Source organism: Nocardioides sp. AE5 (genome assembly GCF_031844485.1).
Classification (GTDB): domain Bacteria; phylum Actinomycetota; class Actinomycetes; order Propionibacteriales; family Nocardioidaceae; genus Nocardioides.
Genome location: NZ_JAUZVI010000006.1, coordinates 40,360 through 53,706 on the forward strand (window position 1 = coordinate 40,360; position 13,347 = coordinate 53,706).

Sequence of the window (13,347 nt, forward strand, 5' to 3'; positions counted from 1 at the left end):
CCGGCTCAGCCGACCTTGACCACCGCGTTCATCTCGAAGTGCATCGGGTCGGTCCAGGCCCAGTCGCCACCCCAGGCAAAGCCCCACTTCTTGAAGATCTCGACCACCGTGCGATCCATCTCGCCGACAGTGCCGCGCTGGTTGCCGGCGACGTTGAGGTCGACCGCGATCCCGAACGAGTGCAGCGAGAGCTGCTGGGTGTTGGCGATGAAGCGCGGGTAGTAGCAGCCGGCGTACTGGTTGCGGTTGATCTTGTCGGCCAGGCCGCGGGTGAGGATCTCGGTCATCGCCGCGCGCAACTGGGGCAGCATCGCCTTGTGGCAGGTGACCCGCCCCAGGATCGGCACCTCCTCGGTGCGGATGTTGGCCTGCACCCACGCCTGGTCGGGCGCGATCCGGCCGCCGTCCAGGACCCGGTAGTTGAACGAGCCGACAGCCTGCGCGACCGAGCCACCGGTGAGGATCGCGGTCTGCTGCGCATCCGGGTCGAGGCCATAGCGGGCGACTGCGTCGAGGTCCTGGATCGAGGATCCCTTGCCGATGATCGCCCTCAACGGTTCCCGCATCGCCTGCGGTGAGGTCATGCCGGTGGAGACCAGCATGGCGTTGTCCTCGACCATGCCCAGTTCCTTGCCCCAGGCGGAGTTGACGACCATGTCCACCCGCGGCACCTGGGCGGCGTACACCCCGATATGGATCCGCGGCGCGTCCTTGTCGTTGCCGAGCTTCACGAAGTCCTCGTCATCGGCGACCGTCGCGGCGGTCTCCGGCGGCAACGCCAGTTCGCCGCCCGCGATGCGGGTCCACACGTCGATCTCCTGGGCGGTGGCGACCGGGTTGAAGTGGCGGTACGTCGTCGGGTTGACCGCCGCGACGGTGAGCACCTGGTTCTCGATCGAGACCTGGGAGAGGGAGAAGACCTCGACCGCATCGACGCCGTCGAGCGCCTTGATCGCGGCCACCTGCTCGGGCGTCAGCGACGTCTGGCCATAGATCATGATGTCGGCGGCCCACAGGCGTCCCTCCAGCGGACCGGGCGGATCGACGGCGCGCTCCGGGTCGGCCACCGGCGCACTCGGCGTGGCCGAGGGCGTTGCGGATCCACCGCTCGGCGCTCCGGACCCACCTGCCTCCGACGGCACGTTGTCACCGCCACCGCATGCGGCCAGGACGACGGCGGCCAAGAGCAGGCTCACGCCGAGGCGCGTCGAGACACGACGCCGCCGCAGCGATCCTCCCCAGGCTCCCATGGAGCCAGATCCTACGTCAGGGACGCAGCACGCGCTGGGCGATCCAGGCGATGTCGTCGGCCGTCTCGACGGGCTGGCCCGACGGCTGCATCACGTGGCTCAGCACCAGTCGGACCACCATGTCGATCACCGCGTCGAGGCGCTCGCCGACGGCGTCGAGTTCATAGCCGGCGAGGCGTTCACTGACCACGATCTTCGCGACGCCCAGGAGCGACTGGGAGTGGGTGGTGAGCAGGGGCAGCAGTTCGGTGTCGGCGCCATGGGTCGCGGAGACCACCGCATGGAGCAGCGGGTTGTCCTCGGCGAACTCGAGCACCTGGGTGGCCGCCTCGCGGAGCGCGTCGACGATGTCGTCGGGATGCTTGTCGAACGCGTTGGTCACCCGCTCCAGGAAGCGGGCGAGTTCCTCGAGGATCATCGCCTCGGCCAGCGCCGACTTGTTGCCGATCTCGTTGTAGACGGTCTGCCGGCTCACCCCGACGTGGTCGGCCAACTTCGACATCGTGACCCAGGCCCACCCGTGGGTGGTGGTCAGCTGGGAGGCGCCGTCGATGATCCGGTCACGCGTGGTGACGGGCAGGTCCTCCCCGGAACTCATGGCCCCATCGTAGGGGTTGGGCCACGAGCCCCGGGGAGACGCCGTCACTGCCACCGGGCCACCACCGGTTCAGCCCTCGAGGCTGAGTGCCAGCACCGGGCACGAATTCACCGCGGCGGTGAGCATCTTGCGGTGCTCCTCGCCGGGGTTCTCGTCGAGGACATGCATCACATCGTCGTCATCGACCTCAAAGAAGTCGTGGGCCATCGACTCGCACATGCCCAAGCCCTCGCAGAGGTCCCGGTCGACCACGATCCTCATGCGGCCACCGGCTTCACCGGGATGAAGTCGACCTTCTCGCGGACCCCGCAGTCGGGGCAGCACCAGTCGTCGGGGATGTCCGCCCAGGCGGTGCCGGCGGCGAAGCCCTCGTGCTCGTCGCCCACGTTGACGTCGTACGTGTAGTCACATCCGGGGCACTGGGCCAGCAGCACCTCGTCGACCTGCGCGGCCGCAGCAGCAGCGGCAGCCGCTGCGGCGTCCTCGGCGGCCTTGCGGTCCTCTGCCTTCTCCTGGGCTTCGCTCATCGCGACGCCGTACTTGGCCAGGATCTTGTCCCGCTTGCGCGGCAAGATGTTGGCCAGGGTCAGGTCGCCGTCGAAGTGGTTGATCACCCGCGGGTCCATCACGCGGCGCCAGATGGGCGGGACGAGGGCCAGCACGATCATCCCGGCGTACCCGGTGGGCAGCACCGGCGACTCCTCGAAGTCGCGCAGCGTCTGGTAGCGCCGGGTCGGGTTGGCGTGGTGGTCGCTGTGGCGCTGCAGGTGGTAGAGCAGCACGTTGGTGGCGATGTTGTTGGAGTTCCAGCTGTGCGAGGGCAGCACGCGCTCGTAGCGCTCCTTGCCGGGCTTGCCGACCTTCTGGCGCAGCATGCCGTAGTGCTCCATGTAGTTGACGATCTCCAGCAGCGAGAAACCGACCACGGCCTGCAGCACCAGGTAGGGCGCGATGCCGATGCCGAGCCAGATGATCAGCGCGCCCCACAGGACGGCGGTCATCAGCCACGCATTGAGTACGTCGTTGCCGAGGCGGAACGGGTGCTTGTCCTTGCGGGCGTAGCGCTTCTTCTCCAGGCTCCAGGCGCTCTTCAGCGAACCCAGCACGGTGCGCGGCCAGAACTGGTAGAAGTTCTCCCCCATCCGGCTGCTGGCCGGGTCCTCCGGGGTGGCGACGCGGACGTGGTGGCCGCGGTTGTGCTCGATGTAGAAGTGGCCGTAGGCGACCTGGGCCAGGGCGATCTTGGAGAGCCAGCGCTCGTTGGCCTCCTTCTTGTGGCCCAGCTCGTGCGCGGTGTTGATGCCGATGCCGCCGATGCAGCCGATGGAGACCGCGATGCCGATCTTCTGCCAGAGCGTCATCGGGTCATCGAGCAGGCCCCACAGGGTGCTGCCGGAGATCAGCATCATCGCGCCCACGAAGCCGACGTACTGGATCGGGAGGAAGAGGTAGGTGATCCAGCGGTAGTACTTGTCGTTCTCCAGCTCCTCGATCACGTCGTCCGGCGGGTTGGAGCGGTCCAGGCCGGTCATCAGGTCGATGGCGGGCACGATCACCAGGATCACGATCGGGCCGAGCCAGAGGATCGGGGTGAACCCGGTGAGCGCGAAGATGCCCACCGCGACCAGCGCCAGCGACGGCACCACCAGACCGATCAGCCACAGATAGCGCTTCTTGTCCTTCCAGACCTCGGTCGAGCCTTCAGGAACCGTTCCTGCTGTCCTGGTCGCCATGGCGAGCCTCCTTCTCAGGCGCGGTGCCGTTTGCTTCGGTCAGGAGTGTGATCGGCTCCGCTTTACAAAACAGCATGAATTGTAAATGTCCGCATGTCAAGGCCCACGAACGCTCACTCGTTGCGTCGCCAACGCTCACTTATTGCGGTCCCAACGCTCACTCGTTGACGGGGCCACCGCAACGAGTGAGCTCTCAAGCATCAACGAGTGAGCGTTCGTGGGAGAGGGTCAGGAGTTCTCTCGACGGAAGACCGCAGTGCCCCACCACAGCGCCAGGACCAACATGCCCACCGCCAGTCCCACACCCAAACCCAGGGCAGAGGTGTCGAAATCGCCCACGAAGGTCCCTCGGACGCCGTCGGTGATCCACCGGAACGGCATGAAGTCGCTGATCCGTTCCAACCACGCCGGTCCCAGCGTCATCGGCAGCATGATCCCCGAGAGCAGCAGCACCGGCATCATCACCATGTTGATCAGGGGCGCCATCACGTCCTCGCTCTTCGTGGTCAGCGCCAACGCATTCGACGCTGCCGCGCAGGCCCCACCAACGCAGAGCGTGATCACCACGCCGGCGACCACGCCACCGAGCGGGGCGCGCATCCCCATCCAGAAGCCGAGCGCGATCAGGATCAAGGCCTGGACCAGCAACTGCAGCAGGTCGCGCAGCAGCCGGCCGACCAGCAACGCAGTCCGGCTCGCCGGGGTGACCCGCTCTGCCTCCACGACTCCCTCACGCCACTCCGCGATCAGGCCGAAGCCCGCGAAGAACGCGCCGAACATGCCGAGCTGCACCAACAGGCCGGGCACCAGGAAGGTGTACGGATTGTCGGTGGGCAGGTCGAACTGACTCACCAGTGGCTTGAGCAGTGGCCCGAAGAGGAGCAGGTAGAGGACCGGCTGCAGGACACCGATCAGCACCCAGGCCGGGTTGCGCAGGTTCATCCGCAGTTGGCGGCGGAACACGATGAAACTCTCTCGCCAGAACAGTGTGGTCATGCCTCGGCTCCTTCGAGTACGTCGTTCCCAGCGGCAGGGCCGGTGGCGTCGGTCGCCTCCGCGGCCGCCTCGGCATCACGCAGGGAGCGTCCGGTCAGGGTCAGGAAGACGTCGTCGAGAGTCGGTCGGAGCACCTCGATCGAGTCCAGGAAGACTCCGTTGGAGTCAAGGTCGCGGAGCAGGCCGGGGACGGCGCGGCCGGCCCGCTGCACCCGGCCCCGGACGTGGCGCCCCTCGACCTCGACGCCACTGGCGATCGAATCCAGTTTCTCCCGGGCCACCTCGACCTGGTCCTCCGCAGCGACCTCGAGGTCGACCAGGTCACCGGAGACCTGTGCCTTGAGGTTGTCGGCCGTGTCGCTGGCCACGATCCGACCCTTGTCGATGATCACGATCCGATCGGCCAGGTGGTCGGCCTCGTCGAGATAATGGGTGGTCAGGAAGACGGTGACACCCTGACGACTGCGCAAACCGGCGATGTGCTCCCACAGGTTGGCCCGCGCCTGCGGATCCAGTCCGGTGGTCGGCTCATCCAGGAAGACCAGGTTCGGCTCGTGGATCAGACCCATGGCGATGTCCAGGCGACGCTTCTGCCCACCGGACATGTTCTTGGGCATCCGGCGCCACAGCCCCGGCAGGTCGAGCTGCTCGAAGAGCTCCTTCCCCTTGCGCTCGGCGTCCCGCCGCGACATGCCGTAGAGCATCCCGTGGTCCATCACCTCGTCGCCGGCGATGGCACTGGAGAAGGTCGACCCGGCCTGGGACACATAGCCGATGCTGCGGCGTACGTCCTGGGCCTGGCTGGCCACGTCGAACCCCGCCACCGTCGCTGTGCCCGCAGTCGGCTTCAGCAGCGTGGTCAGCATCCGCAACGTCGTGGTCTTGCCGGCACCATTGGGGCCGAGGAAGCCGACGACTTCCCCCTCGGCCACGTCGAGGTCCACGCCGGCCACGGCATGGACGGGTGTCTTCTTCTTGCCCTGACCGGTCATGAAGGTTTGCACGAGTCCTCGCGCATGGATCATCCGAAACTCCTTAGATGTTCAACGTTGAACAGGCAGGAGTGTTCAACGTTGAACACTCCTGCGTCAAGTACTTTTCGACCCCGCCTGGAGAACAGACCAGAAGCCACCGACAAACTCATCGGCCGAACTCACGCGGCCGGTTGCATGCTCAGTTCCAGGTGATCGCCGAGTCCGCCCAGGCATCCGGCAGCTTCACCTCGTCCGAACGGTTCCACAACGTCAGATAGAGCGCACCCGGCGAACCGGACAGCAGTACGTCGCCGCGCGGCTCCGGCGTACGCACCGTCACCGGTGGCTCGGCGCTCACGCGCACCTCCCACCCGACAGCGAGTCCGGTCGGCGCTACCGCGATGGTGAGCGACTCCTCACTGCGCAACCGGGACCTGGGCCGGGGCAGGAACCCGGTGAGCAACTCGTCGATCCCATCCAGGGCGACCTCATCGGTGATCCAGGTGTCCGCCGCGCGGGGATAGCGCCCGAGCGCCGCAGCGAGCGCGTCCACCGCGTGGATCGTAGTCTCGTGACACTGCCGCCTGGCCCAGAACCGCTTGGCCGGTGGCGCGTCGGCCAGGAAGACCAGGGCATCGAGGTCGTCGGGTGCGGAGCTGATCGCCGCAGCCAGGTCGACCACGCCGTCGGTCAGCCACTCCAAGGGATCGGGCGAGACCTGTCCCTGGTCCTGGACCGCGTCGGGGTCCACCTGCTGACCGGTGATGATCCCGGCGGCCCAGCGGTGCACCATTCCCTGGTGCGCGACGAGCTTGCGGACCGTCCAGGCCGGCGTTGTCGGCACCATGGCCTTGAGGCCCGCCCGCTCGGCTGCCCGGACGAACCCGAGATGCGCAGTACGGAGCCCCTCGAGGTGTTCGGTGAGCGTCAGTGCGGTGGCGACCATGACACCAAGCCTGACAGGTCAGCGCCCGAGAAGCGCGCGATATTTCTCCCGGTCGATGTTCATCTGCCAGCCCGGATCGTCGGCCGGCGGCTGCCAGCCCCAGTCCTCGAACTGCTCGAACTTCAACGCCCCCGACCCGATGTCGCGCAGGGTCGACTTCAGCCAGGCCAGCTCGGTCGCCACGGCATCGCGCCACAACATCAGGCCACGGAATGCGTGCGGCGGTCCATACTCCGGCCCGGCATCGCGCGGTGAGGGGAACTCGTCCAGGGTCCGCTCCAAGGCCGTACGCCGGACCTCGAGGCTGTGCAGCACCTGCTTGCGATCCAGCAGCGGCAACATCCCGAACGCGGTGTGGAACGCGAGCCGGTTGTAGGGGTCGACCTCCTCCAGCGCCCGGATCATCAGCTGGAAGAGCTCGGCCCGACCCTTGGTGGTCGCCTCGTAGACGGCGACCTCACGGCCGGCGTCGACCAGGTCATGCCGGACCAGGTGCCCCTGCCGGGTCAGCGTGGCCAGCCCGTTGTATATCGACCCCGGATTCAGGTGCGCCCACTTGTCGACCTCCCAGGAGACCAGCTCCCGGCGGATCTGATAGCCGTTGATCGGCTCGAACATGGCCACCGCACCCAGCAGCAGCATGCGTGTCTCCGACCCGGCCATGCGGCGAGGGTACGCCGTCGCGCGGCCGCCGCGGCTCCGTAGGGTGGCGTCATGATCACCAATCCGCGGCGTTCCTGGGCGGTCGTCGTCCTTGCCCTGATCGTTGCCGGCCTCGTGTTCGGCCTGCTCGGCGAGGGCGAGCGCACCCAGGCGCCGACCGACGACCTGCCCCGCGGCGCCGACTCCACGCTCGCCACCGAGCTGCGTGACCAGTTGCCCGAGGACGACTCCACGCTCGCGATCGCCCTCTTCACCGCCGACACCGGCGAGCTGGACGACGCGACGCTCCAGGACCTGGAGGAGGTCACCGCCGACCTGGCCACGGGCGGACCCGGTGGTACGCCGATCCCGTTGCAGGTCGCCGAGGACGGCACGGCCGCCTTCGCCGTGGTGCCGGTGACGGGTGCCTCGGCCACCGACGTGGAGGCCTTCGTCACCGACCTGCGCGAACGACTCGACGAGGCGGCGCCCGACGGCGTCACCGCCCAGGTGACCGGCCCCGCCGCGATCGAGGCCGACCTGGCCCAGGTCTTCTCCGGGGCCAACACCCGACTGCTGCTGGTCACCGCATCCGTGGTTGCCCTGCTGCTGGTGATCACCTATCGCAGCCCGATCCTGTGGCTGGTCCCGCTGGCCGTGGTCGGCACCGCGGACCGCGTCGCGGCCCTGCTCGCCACCCAGGTGCTGGCGGCGCTGGACGTGGCCTGGAACGAGTCAACGATCGGGATCCTCTCGGTGCTCGTCTTCGGTGCCGGCACCAACTATGCGCTGCTGCTGATCAGCCGCTACCGCGACGAACTCCGCACCCACACCGACCGGGGCGAGGCAATGGCGCTCGCACTGCGGCGTACGGCGGAGGCGGTGCTGACCAGTGCCGGCACCGTGATCGCCGGCCTGCTCACCCTGCTCCTCTCGCTCACCCCGACCACCCGCGGGCTGGGCCTGGCCTGCGCCGTGGGGATCGTGGTCGCGGCCGGGTTCGTGCTGCTGGTGCTGCCCGCCGCTCTGGTCCTCTTCGGCCGGTGGATCTTCTGGCCGATCGTGCCGCACACCGGCGACGCCGTACTCTCCGAGACCCGGACCTGGTGGCGCAAGGTCGGCGACACCGTCGCGCGCCGGCCACCCGCGTTCATCGTCGCCACCCTGGTCCTGCTCGCCGCGATGGCCGCGGGCCTGTTCGCAACCGAGACCGGGTTGCGCCAGGCCGACCAGTTCCTCGATGAACCGGAGGCCATCTCGGCCGCCGCCCGACTGGCTGATTCCTTCCCGGCCGGCACCTCCGACCCGATCCAGGTGCTGACCCGCGACGACGCCGACGCCGTGCTGGCAGACGTCGAGGCGACCGATGCCGTTTCCTCCGCGCGCACCACCGCCCAGGGCAACGGCATCACCCAGATCGACGTGGTCCTCGATGCGACACCGTCCAGCGACGAGGCGATCGAGGCCGTCCTCGCGTTGCGCGAGGCACTGGCTCCCCACGAGCAGACCCACGTCGGCGGCACCACCGCTGGCGAGATCGACGCGGAGGCCGGGGCGCAGCGCGACCAGAAGGCGATCCTGCCGCTGATCCTGCTCCTGGTCCTCGGCGTGCTGGTGGTGCTGCTCCGCTCGCTCGTCGCGCCGCTGCTGCTGGTCGCCACCGTGCTCGGCACGTTCGCCGCCGCGATGGGGAGCGCCTGGTGGCTCTTCACCGGACCGCTCGGATTCCCCGCGCTGGACGTCGACGTACCGCTCTTCGCGTTCCTCTTCCTGGTCGCGCTCGGCGTGGACTACAACATCTTCCTGATCACCCGGGCACGCGAGGAGGCCGGCGGGCACGGCACCCGCGAGGGCATGCTGCGCGCGCTCGCCGCAACCGGCGGGGTGATCACCAGCGCCGGCGTCCTGCTCGCCGCGGTCTTCGCGGTGCTCGGCGTACTGCCGCTCGTGGTCCTGGCCCAACTCGGCGTGGTGATCTGCATCGGCGTCCTGCTGGACACGCTGCTGGTGCGGACCGTCCTGGTGCCTGCTTTGGCGCTGGTCCTCGGTGACCGCTTCTGGTGGCCACGAACGCTCAATGCTTGATGTCCGAAAGCTCAATCGTTGCGGTGGACACGTCAACGATTGAGCTTTCGCGCATCAACGAGTGAGCGTTCGTGGGACCCGCGCGCCGATGGGGGTCAGGTGAGGGGCTTGCCGGAGATCGCGGCGGCGACAGCCTTGGGTACGTCGGGGTGGAAGACGCTGGGGATGATGAAGCTGGGGTGCAACTCGTCGTCGGTGACCACATGCGCGATCGCCTCGGCGGCGCGGAGCAGCATCTCGGTGGTGATGTGGCTGGCCCGGGCATCGAGCAGGCCCCGGAAGACACCCGGGAAGGCGAGCACGTTGTTGATCTGGTTGGGATAGTCGGAGCGCCCCGAGGCGACCACGGTGGCGAACCGGGCGGCGACGGCGGGGTCGATCTCCGGGTCCGGGTTGGCCAGCGCGAAGACGATCGGGTCGGCGGCCATCGACCGGATCCATTCCGGGTTGAGTACGCCGGGACCGGAGACGCCGATGAAGACGTCGGCGCCGTCCAGTGCCTGGTGCAGGTCGCCACGGCGCAGGTGCTGGTTGGTCCGCCCGGCCAGGTCCAGCTTGGCGGCGGAGAGTGCGGAGTCGTCGCGACAGAGCACGCCCTCGCGGTCCCAGACCAGCACCTCACCGGCACCGGCAGCCAGGAGCAACGACACGATCGCGGAACCGGCGGCACCAGCTCCGGCGACCACGATCCGGGCCTGCTCGATCTCCTTGCCGACCACGCGCAGGGCGTTGGTCAGGGCGGCCAGGACCACGATCGCGGTGCCGTGCTGGTCGTCGTGGAAGACCGGGATGTCCAGCGACTCGCGCAGCCGGGCCTCGATCTCGAAGCAACGCGGCGCGGCGATGTCCTCCAGGTTGATGCCACCGAACCCGGGCGCGATCATCTCCACCGCCCGGACGATCTCGTCGGTGTCCTGGCTGGCCAGGCAGATCGGCCAGGCGTCGATGTCGGCGAACTTCTTGAAGAGCGCGGCCTTGCCCTCCATCACTGGCAGCGCGGCGCCGGGCCCGATGTTGCCCAGCCCGAGCACCGCGGACCCGTCGGTGACTACGGCCACCGAGTTGCCCTTGACGGTGAGCCGCGGTACGTCGTCGGGATTGGCGTGCAGCGCCATCGAGACGCGGCCGACACCCGGCGTATAGGCCATCGAGAGGTCGTCGCGGGTGCGCAGCGGGACCTTGGAGGAGACCTCGATCTTGCCGCCGAGGTGGATCAGGAAGGTGCGGTCGGAGACCTTGTGCACCTCGACGCCGTCGATGTCGCCGACCACCTCGACCAGTTGCCGCGAGTGCACCTCGTCGGCGGCCGAGCAGGTCACGTCCACCACCAGCCGGTCGTGGCTGGACTCGGCGACGTCGATCGCGGTGACGATCCCGCCGGCGGCCGCGAGACCGGTCGCCACCGTGCCCACCACGCCGTGGTCGGGAGCCGTGTGCAGGCGCATGGTGATCGAGTACGACGAAGCGGTGGCGGCCATGGTGGAAACTCTCCACCTCCCCCGGGGTTACCAGCAAGTCACCCGAAGGAGGTGGAGAGGGCTCAGCCCTCGCGGATCGTCATCAGCGTGACCTTGTCGCCGGCCACCTCGAAGGCGAAGCTGCTCCGTCCGTTGGCGTGGGTGCTGCGCCAGTCGCCGATCACGGTGACCGTGCCGTCGTCACTTGCGTCCACCTGCTCGGGGGTGAGGATTCCGGTGGCGCCGATGAACTCCTTGTCACTCCACGCCTTGATCTCGTTGCGGCCGCGGAAGACCCGGCCCCAGTCGTCGACGGCGCCGTCATCGGTGAAGGCATCGAGGAAGCCGTCCTCGTCGTGACGGTTGACCGCGTCGATGAAGGACGCGACCGGCTCGGGAATGTTGATCTCACTCATCTTCTCTCCTCTGCTCTCTGAAAGGTCGGTCCCAGCACATCACCGGGTGGTGTAGCCACCGTTGGCGAAGATCGTCTGGCCGGTGATCCACCAGCCCTCGGTGGCCAGGAAACTGACGATCGGGGCGATGTCCTCGATCTGGGTCAACTGGTTGCCCATTGCCTGGGACTTGTGGAACGCGACCCGCTCCGGGGTCTCCTGGTCGTAGAAGAACGGCGTGTCCATCGGCCCCGGAGCGACCGCGGTCACCGAGATGCCCCGGTCCGCGAACTCCTTGGCCGCAGCTCGGGTGAAGTGCTCCACCGGCGACTTGCCCCCGGCGTACGTCGCGTAGCCGTCGGTGAAGGCGCCCAGCAGAGAGGTGAGGATCGTGATCACCTTGCCGTGGTCGGCGACCTGCTTTCCGGCCTCCTTGAGGAAGAAGTACGCCGCCTTGGCATTGACATCGAGCATCTCGTCGTACTCGGCCTCGGTGGTCTCGACAATCGGTTTGCGGAGCACCTTGCCGACCGTGTTGACCGCCACGTCGATGGTGCCGATCGCGGCCGCGCCGTCGGTGAAGAGCTGCTCGACCTCGGCAGGGCGGGTGAGGTCGCCGGTGAGCAGGACACCCGTGCGCCCCGCTGCCTCGACGGCAGCCAAGGTTTCCTCGGCCTCTGCCCGGCTGGAGGCCGAGTTGTAGTGGATCGCGACGTCGGCACCGGCAGTGGCGGCCCGACGAGCGATGAGGCCGCCGAGGTTCTTGCCCCCGCCGGCGATGAGGACCTTCTTGCCCTCGAGTGTGCGCGTGGTCATCGTCGCTCCTTTATATCGATGATATGCACTGTCATAGCGATGCTATACCACTACTATAGCGATATGACAGAGGTGCAACATTCGGATACACGAACCCGGCTGATTGACGCCGCTGCGGACCTGGTCGCCGCGGCGCCGGGCGAGGACTTCTCCCTGCGCGCGGTCTGCGACGCGGTGGGCGTGAAAATGCCAACCCTCTATCACTTCTTCGGCAACAAGCAGGGTCTGGTCGACGCCGTGGTGGAGCACGGCTTCGAGATGTACGTCGCGACCAAGACCGTCACGGAGCCCACCGGCGACCCGATCCAGGACCTCCGAACCGGCTGGGACGCCCACGTTGCGTTCGGCCTGGAGAACCCGGGCTTCTACACGCTGATGTATGGCACCGTGCGGCCGGGCCACTCCCCGGCAGCGCAGTCACGGCCGAGCCAGATGCTCCACGACCTGACCCGCCGCGCCCAGGAGCAGGGCCGCCTGGTGGTCCCCGCCGAGCAGGCAGCCGCCCACGTCCTGGCCACCAACGTCGGCGTGACGCTGCATCAGATCATCGCCTCGGTCGAGGACCGGCCACTCTCGATCGCCGTCCGCGAAGGAGTGATCGCCGCGGTCACCGGCACCAGCCCCCGGGCGGGCACGGACGGTGACCTCGGGCACGACCTGGTCGAGCAAGCCGCCGCCCACCCCGGCCTGCTCGGGGCAGCGGAGACCAGGCTGCTGATCGAGTGGGTGCGCCGGCTCCGCGAGGCGACCCAACCCGGGAAGTGACCGCCGTGGGCAGCATCACAGCGCCCTGAGATTGCACTCGATTGGCGCGGAGTGCAAAACTGCACTTCGTGACTGAAAGTGCAAACACGCTGCAGGGGCGGAAGGTGACCACGCGCCACCGGATCACCGTCGCCGCACAGCAGCTGACCGACGCACACGGCTATGACGGGTTCACCATGGATGAGCTCGCCGATGCCGCTGGTGTGTCACGGCGGACCCTGTTCAACTACTTCCCCGGCAAGCTCGACGCGGTCCTCGGCGCCACCTTCGACCTGGCCCCCGAACTGCTCGAGCGGTTCCGGGCAAAGGGCCCCACCGGCATCCTGATCGACGACCTGCTGGTGCTCGTCCAGCACATCGTCAGCATCAAGGAGTTCACCCGCGAGGAGGCCGCAGTGGCCCGGCGGGTGGTCAAGTCCGAGGCGCGGCTGATGGTGGCGGCACACACCCGCGTCGAGGCCTTCCTCGACGAGTTCATCACCCACATCCTCGAGCGCGAGGGCCAGGAGTTCGGCGCCCACCGGGCCAAGCTGCTGGTCACCGTCCTGGCCTGCCTCTATGACGTCGCCCTGCGCGACGTACTCGACGACGATGCCGGCGGCGAGCGCGACCTCGAGGAGTCGTACGCCGACTCCCTGACCACCCTGCGCGAACTGCTCGCCTGAGCACCCCCACGCACCCGAGCAACAC

14 protein-coding genes are annotated in these 13,347 nt (G+C 68.1%); 3 read left to right on the forward strand and 11 right to left on the reverse strand.

Going from position 1 to position 13,347, the window contains the following annotated elements; genetic code table 11:
• Positions 1-5: 5 nt before the first annotated feature.
• The 8 genes from Q9R27_RS10365 to Q9R27_RS10400 all read right to left on the reverse strand — a co-directional run bounded on the left by Q9R27_RS10365 (position 6) and on the right by Q9R27_RS10400 (position 7,160).
• A complete protein-coding gene (locus tag Q9R27_RS10365) occupies positions 6-1,250 on the reverse strand; it encodes a M15 family metallopeptidase (protein WP_311252305.1) in 1,245 nt (414 codons plus the stop codon).
• A 16-nt stretch (positions 1,251-1,266) separates the two neighbouring features.
• Positions 1,267-1,848 (reverse strand): TetR family transcriptional regulator, encoded by a 582-nt coding sequence (locus tag Q9R27_RS10370; RefSeq protein ID WP_311252306.1) that lies wholly within the window; start codon positions 1,846-1,848, stop codon positions 1,267-1,269.
• Positions 1,849-1,917: 69 nt separating this feature from the next.
• On the reverse strand, positions 1,918-2,109 hold the full coding sequence (locus tag Q9R27_RS10375; RefSeq protein ID WP_311252307.1) for a 4Fe-4S domain-containing protein: 192 nt from the start codon (positions 2,107-2,109) through the stop codon (positions 1,918-1,920).
• Positions 2,106-3,581 (reverse strand): fatty acid desaturase, encoded by a 1,476-nt coding sequence (locus tag Q9R27_RS10380; RefSeq protein ID WP_311252308.1) that lies wholly within the window; start codon positions 3,579-3,581, stop codon positions 2,106-2,108. The genes Q9R27_RS10375 and Q9R27_RS10380 overlap by 4 nt, the downstream gene beginning before the upstream one ends.
• Before the next feature lie 228 nt (positions 3,582-3,809).
• Complete coding sequence (locus Q9R27_RS10385; RefSeq protein WP_311252309.1) at positions 3,810-4,577, reverse strand: ABC transporter permease; 768 nt, start codon at positions 4,575-4,577, stop codon at positions 3,810-3,812.
• Entirely contained in the window at positions 4,574-5,602 is a 1,029-nt protein-coding gene (locus tag Q9R27_RS10390) for an ATP-binding cassette domain-containing protein (RefSeq protein ID WP_311252310.1), read from the reverse strand. The genes Q9R27_RS10385 and Q9R27_RS10390 overlap by 4 nt, the downstream gene beginning before the upstream one ends.
• A 148-nt stretch (positions 5,603-5,750) precedes the next feature.
• Entirely contained in the window at positions 5,751-6,497 is a 747-nt protein-coding gene (locus Q9R27_RS10395; RefSeq protein ID WP_311252311.1) for a maleylpyruvate isomerase N-terminal domain-containing protein, read from the reverse strand.
• 18 nt (positions 6,498-6,515) lie between these two features.
• A complete protein-coding gene (locus Q9R27_RS10400; RefSeq protein WP_311252312.1) occupies positions 6,516-7,160 on the reverse strand; it encodes a PadR family transcriptional regulator in 645 nt (214 codons plus the stop codon).
• A gap of 51 nt (positions 7,161-7,211) precedes the next feature.
• Between Q9R27_RS10400 and Q9R27_RS10405 the strand changes: the two genes are divergently transcribed.
• The gene (locus tag Q9R27_RS10405) at positions 7,212-9,224 is read left to right on the forward strand and encodes an MMPL family transporter (RefSeq protein WP_311252313.1); all 2,013 of its coding nucleotides are present in this window, start codon (positions 7,212-7,214) and stop codon (positions 9,222-9,224) included.
• Between the two features lie 95 nt (positions 9,225-9,319).
• On the opposite strand, the gene Q9R27_RS10410 is transcribed toward Q9R27_RS10405, so the two are convergent.
• From Q9R27_RS10410 to Q9R27_RS10420, 3 genes are all read right to left on the reverse strand, one after another.
• Positions 9,320-10,702, reverse strand: coding sequence for an NAD-dependent malic enzyme (locus Q9R27_RS10410; protein WP_311252314.1), 1,383 nt, complete (start codon positions 10,700-10,702; stop codon positions 9,320-9,322).
• Between the two features lie 62 nt (positions 10,703-10,764).
• Positions 10,765-11,097, reverse strand: coding sequence for a nuclear transport factor 2 family protein (locus Q9R27_RS10415; RefSeq protein WP_311252315.1), 333 nt, complete (start codon positions 11,095-11,097; stop codon positions 10,765-10,767).
• A 39-nt stretch (positions 11,098-11,136) separates the two neighbouring features.
• A complete protein-coding gene (locus Q9R27_RS10420; protein ID WP_311252316.1) occupies positions 11,137-11,892 on the reverse strand; it encodes an SDR family oxidoreductase in 756 nt (251 codons plus the stop codon).
• A 63-nt stretch (positions 11,893-11,955) separates the two neighbouring features.
• Here Q9R27_RS10420 and Q9R27_RS10425 point away from each other — a divergent pair, with 63 nt between their 5' ends.
• Positions 11,956-12,657: a TetR/AcrR family transcriptional regulator gene (locus Q9R27_RS10425; RefSeq protein ID WP_311252317.1), complete on the forward strand. Its 702-nt coding sequence runs from the start codon at positions 11,956-11,958 to the stop codon at positions 12,655-12,657.
• A gap of 68 nt (positions 12,658-12,725) precedes the next feature.
• A complete protein-coding gene (locus Q9R27_RS10430; RefSeq protein WP_311252318.1) occupies positions 12,726-13,322 on the forward strand; it encodes a TetR family transcriptional regulator in 597 nt (198 codons plus the stop codon).
• Positions 13,323-13,347 lie beyond the last annotated feature (25 nt).

Bases quoted from the DNA above. Each gene is read 5' to 3' on its own strand.
- Q9R27_RS10400 (WP_311252312.1), bottom strand. From the start codon at position 7,160: ATGGCCGGGTCGGAGACACGCATGCTGCTGCTGGGTGCGGTGGCCATG.
- Q9R27_RS10395 (WP_311252311.1), bottom strand. From the start codon at position 6,497: ATGGTCGCCACCGCACTGACGCTCACCGAACACCTCGAGGGGCTCCGT.
- Q9R27_RS10410 (WP_311252314.1), bottom strand. From the start codon at position 10,702: ATGGCCGCCACCGCTTCGTCGTACTCGATCACCATGCGCCTGCACACG.
- Q9R27_RS10385 (WP_311252309.1), bottom strand. From the start codon at position 4,577: ATGACCACACTGTTCTGGCGAGAGAGTTTCATCGTGTTCCGCCGCCAA.
- Q9R27_RS10405 (WP_311252313.1), top strand. From the start codon at position 7,212: ATGATCACCAATCCGCGGCGTTCCTGGGCGGTCGTCGTCCTTGCCCTG.
- Q9R27_RS10375 (WP_311252307.1), bottom strand. From the start codon at position 2,109: ATGAGGATCGTGGTCGACCGGGACCTCTGCGAGGGCTTGGGCATGTGC.
- Q9R27_RS10370 (WP_311252306.1), bottom strand. From the start codon at position 1,848: ATGAGTTCCGGGGAGGACCTGCCCGTCACCACGCGTGACCGGATCATC.
- Q9R27_RS10425 (WP_311252317.1), top strand. From the start codon at position 11,956: ATGACAGAGGTGCAACATTCGGATACACGAACCCGGCTGATTGACGCC.
- Q9R27_RS10365 (WP_311252305.1), bottom strand. From the start codon at position 1,250: ATGGGAGCCTGGGGAGGATCGCTGCGGCGGCGTCGTGTCTCGACGCGC.
- Q9R27_RS10415 (WP_311252315.1), bottom strand. From the start codon at position 11,097: ATGAGTGAGATCAACATTCCCGAGCCGGTCGCGTCCTTCATCGACGCG.
- Q9R27_RS10390 (WP_311252310.1), bottom strand. From the start codon at position 5,602: ATGATCCATGCGCGAGGACTCGTGCAAACCTTCATGACCGGTCAGGGC.
- Q9R27_RS10380 (WP_311252308.1), bottom strand. From the start codon at position 3,581: ATGGCGACCAGGACAGCAGGAACGGTTCCTGAAGGCTCGACCGAGGTC.
- Q9R27_RS10420 (WP_311252316.1), bottom strand. From the start codon at position 11,892: ATGACCACGCGCACACTCGAGGGCAAGAAGGTCCTCATCGCCGGCGGG.